This is a genomic window from Nocardia farcinica (assembly GCF_029867845.1).
Lineage (GTDB): Bacteria > Actinomycetota > Actinomycetes > Mycobacteriales > Mycobacteriaceae > Nocardia > Nocardia farcinica_A.
In genome coordinates, this window is record NZ_JARWRU010000845.1 from 1 (window position 1) to 4148 (window position 4148).

4 protein-coding genes are annotated in these 4148 nt (G+C 71.4%); all 4 read left to right on the forward strand.

Annotated elements, in window-relative coordinates:
* The coding region (locus QH283_RS18520; protein ID WP_280504250.1) for a dihydrofolate reductase family protein at positions 1-439 on the forward strand (439 nt) is incomplete at its 5' end.
* A 32-nt stretch (positions 440-471) separates the two neighbouring features.
* Complete coding sequence (locus QH283_RS18525; RefSeq protein ID WP_280504251.1) at positions 472-2025, forward strand: alpha/beta hydrolase; 1554 nt, start codon at positions 472-474, stop codon at positions 2023-2025.
* Positions 2026-2105: 80 nt separating this feature from the next.
* A complete protein-coding gene (locus tag QH283_RS18530) occupies positions 2106-3473 on the forward strand; it encodes a glycosyltransferase family 87 protein (protein WP_280504252.1) in 1368 nt (455 codons plus the stop codon).
* 108 nt (positions 3474-3581) lie between these two features.
* Positions 3582-4025, forward strand: coding sequence for a peptide-methionine (R)-S-oxide reductase MsrB (gene msrB, locus QH283_RS18535; RefSeq protein ID WP_280504253.1), 444 nt, complete (start codon positions 3582-3584; stop codon positions 4023-4025).
* Positions 4026-4148: the final 123 nt, after the last annotated feature.

Genomic DNA, 4148 nt, shown 5'->3' on the forward strand with positions numbered 1-4148 from the left:
GGGCGCGCCGCCGCCGATCGCCGTGGTCACCGCGACCGCCGCGCTGGAACCGGACAGCAGGCTGTTCACCGACACCGAGGTCGCGCCGTTGATCCTGACCACCGCCATCGCCCCGGACGAGCGCAAGCGGGCGCTGGCCGAGGCGGGCGCGGAGGTGATCGAGGCGGGCGGCATGGCGATCACCCCGGCCGGGCTGCTGGCGGCGCTGGCCGAGCGCGGACTGTACCGGGTGCTGTGTGAGGGCGGGCCGCACCTGTTCGGGCAGCTGCTGGAAGCGGATCTGGTCGACGAGCTGTGCCTGACCACCGCCCCGTTCCTGGTCGGCGGCACCGCGCGCCGAATCTCGCTGTCCGCCCGCGAGTTCCACCACCGCATGCATCGGCGCCACGTCCTGCTCGACGCCGACGGGACCATGCTGACTCGCTGGGGTCGTCGGTGAAACAGCCGCCGGAACCTGGCAGGCTGTAGCGCATGCGCTGGACCCGAGTCGCCGTGCTGGCCTCGACACTGTCGATCGTGATCGCCGGATGCGGTGTTGGCCCCTCCGATCGTCCCGGCGTCGCGGTGGAGCGCCCCGGCGCGGGCGGTCCCGCCCCTGAGCAGACGACGACGCCGCCCGAGCCGCCGCGCGCCGGACTGCCCCAGAGCGATCTGAGCTGGATCGACTGCACCGAACCGACCCTGCGCCTGCTCGGCCTCGGCCCCGCGCCCGATGGCCTGGTCCTCGAATGCGCCGAGTATTCGACACCCATCGACGCGGCGGGCGCGGTGATCGGCAACTTCCGCAACGGCGCGATGCGCGCGCGGCTGCCGCAGACCCCCGCCGACGCCCCGCCGCTGGTGCTGACCTCCGGCAGCGACCGCTCCTCCTCCGCCACCCTGGCCGGGCTGGCACTGGCGCAGAACGGGCTGCTGGCCGAGCGGCCGATCGTGGCGGTGGACCGCCGCGGCATCGGCACCTCCCAGCCGATCGACTGCCTGCCGCTGGACATCAGGCAGAATCTGGCCGACCACGCCCAGTTCGGCCCCGGCGCCGACCCGGTGACCTCGATGGGTGAGCTCAGCCAGGAGGCCACCATCTCCTGCCGCGACTTCCTGCAGCCCTACGAGTCCACCTTCGACGCCGCGCACGCCGCCGACGACATCGAGCAGCTGCGCCTGCAGTGGCAGGTCGAGCACATCGACATGATCGGCACCGGCAACGGCGCCTTCGTCGCGCTCTCCTACGCCCGCAAGTACGGCGATCACCTGGCCAGGCTGGTGCTCGACTCCCCCGAGGCGGTCGCCACCGACGCGGTGACCGCCCAGGAACAGCGCCTGCGGGGCGCCGAGGCCGCGCTGACCGGCTTCGCGCAGCACTGTGTGGCGCAGGGCTGCGCGCTCGGCGGTGATCCGAGGGCCGCGGTGGCCGAGCTGGCGCGGCGGGCCGCGGCGGGCGAGCTGGGCACGGTGTCGGAGGCTGCGCTGCTCACCGCGATCCTCGGTGTGCTCGGCGCGCCGAACGCCGACCGGTCCGCTGTGGTCACCGAACTCGCCGACACCCTGGCCGCGGCCCGCGACGGCGACCGCGCGCGGCTGGAGAACCTGGTGCTGCGCGAGAACGCGGCCACCGAGAGCGACGGGCAGTTCGTCAACCGGTGCACCGACGTCCAGGGGCCGCCGTCGGCGACCAACGCCACCCAGCTGGCGCAGAACTGGGCCGGGACCTATCCGGTGTTCGGCAGGCAGGCGGCCATCGGGCTGATGCTCTGCTCGGCCTGGCCGGTGTCCGAGCCGCCCGCGGCGCCGGCCGACTTCGAGTTGCCGGTGCTGGTGCTGACCGGTCAGGCCGATCCCGTGGTCGGCGAGGGCGGGCAGGCCTCGGTGACCGGCGCGCTCGGCGCGGCGGGGGCGCGGCACGCCACCGTGGCCTGGCAGGGCTGGGGGCATCCGGTGGCGCCGCACTCGGGCTGCGCGCAGCGAATGGTCTCGGAGTACCTGAACGAGGGACGGCTGCCGCGCGACGGCAGCGTCTGCCCGGCCTGAACCGGCACGCACGGACGGCGGAAACGCCCGATGACGGCGCGCCGTTGACCCATCCCGGCCGCCCGCCGCACGGCCGGTCGGTGTACCGTGCCCCAGTGTTCCTTCGACAGCTCGAGCCCCGCACAGCTCGCACCACCGCCGAGGTGATCAGGTTCGCACTCTGGCCGATCGCGGTCATGACCGTGCTGAACAGGGTGTTCATCAAGGCTGTCAACGGCTTCATCACCGACGACTACCGGCCGGTCTACAACGCCTCGCTGGCATTCCTCAACGGCCTGCCGGTCTACACGGCCAATTTCGACTCCGTCGACCCGCACTATCTGTATCCGCCGGGCGGCACGCTGATCATCGCGCCGATCGCGCTGATCGACCCGGAGAAGTCGCGGTGGTGCTTCATCCTGCTCAACGCGGTGGCCATCCTGCTGGCCTGGTACCTGCTGCTGCGGCTGTTCAACTACACCCTGAAGTCGGTGGCCGCGCCCGCACTGCTGCTGGCGATGTTCATGTCCGAGACGGTCATCAACACGCTGGTCTTCACCAACGTCAACGGCTGCATCCTGCTGGCGGAGATGGTGTTCCTGCACCTGTTGCTGCGGCGCCGGGATCTGTGGGCGGGCGCGGTGCTCGGGTTCAGCATCACGGTGAAACCGACATTGGCGCCGCTGATCCTCATCCCGCTGGCGCGCAGGCAGTGGAAGGTGCTCATCACCGCGATCGCGGTGCCCGCGGCGCTGAACGCGATCGCCTGGCCGCTGATCGTCGACGCCGACGACTTCCTCGACCGCACCCTGCCCTACCTGATGGAGACCAGGGACTACTTCAACAGCTCCATCATGGGCAACGCCGCCTACTACGGCCTGCCGGACTGGCTGGCGTGGGGCATGCGCATCGGCGTCGGCGTCCTGGTGGCGATCTCGCTGTGGCTGCTCTACCGCTACTACCGTGAGGACGAGCTGTTCTTCGTGACCACGGCCTCCGGTGTGCTGCTGACCGCCTCGTTCGTGCTGCTCAGCCTCGGCCAGATGTACTACTCGATGACGCTGTTCCCGTTCCTGATGAGCGTGGTGCTGCGCAATTCGGTGCTGCGCAACTGGCCGGCCTGGCTGGCGGTGTTCGGTTTCATGTCCTACGACAAGTGGCTGTCGGACCGCTGGCAGGACGTGGGCCGCAACCTCGAGTACCTGCGCATCACCTTCGGCTGGACGTTGTTGCTGATCGTGGTGTTCTGTGTGCTCGGCGACCGCTACCTGGCCGCCAGGCGTGAGGGCAGGCTGGATCGCGGCCTCGACCAGGACTGGATGCGCGCCGCGCCGGATGCCCGTGACAGCGCGGCGGCCGAGGACGCGCCGGTGGCCGAGACGTTCGACGTCCCGCCCGCGGCGCCTGTCGCGCCGAGCCCGGCCCCCGAACCGGAGCTCGCCAAGGTCACCCCGCGCGCGGGCGGCTGACCGCGGGCGGGGTGACGCGGGCCGCGGCCATCACCGGCCAGGCAGCCTTCCGACCGGCGGGATTCCCGCGCGACGGCGCGTATCCGGGGATCGTATTAGCGTGGAGGCATGAGTTCCGACGCCGATACCTCCCTTCCCGCGCCCCGGATCCAGCTGAGCCCGCAGGAATGGCGCAGCAGGCTCGATCCCCAGGAGTACGCGGTCCTGCGCGAGGCCGCGACCGAGCGCCCCTTCACCGGGGAGTACACCGACACCAAGACCGAGGGCGTCTACACCTGCCGCGCCTGCGGCGCCGAGCTGTTTCGCAGCGCGGAGAAGTTCGAGTCGCACTGCGGGTGGCCGTCGTTCTTCGATCCGGCCGACTCCGAGGCGGTGCTGTTGCGCCCGGACGATTCGCTGGGCATGCACCGGGTGGAGGTGCTGTGCGCGAACTGCCACAGCCATCTCGGCCACGTCTTCGAGGGCGAGGGCTACCCCACCCCGACCGACAAGCGCTACTGCATCAACTCCATCGCGCTGCGCCTGCACCCCTCGGACAGCGCAGCGCGATGACGATGACGTCGGTCGCGACACAGCGAACGCGCAGCGAATACTAGATCGACGAGACCGCCCCGGGGGCGGGCCCCGAGGGTTGGGGGGGGGGGGGGGGGGGGGGGGGGGGGGGGGGGGGCGCGC

Excerpts from the sequence above, each read along its gene's own strand:
- msrB (WP_280504253.1), top strand. The coding sequence starts at position 3,582 with ATGAGTTCCGACGCCGATACCTCCCTTCCCGCGCCCCGGATCCAGCTG.
- QH283_RS18525 (WP_280504251.1), top strand. The coding sequence starts at position 472 with ATGCGCTGGACCCGAGTCGCCGTGCTGGCCTCGACACTGTCGATCGTG.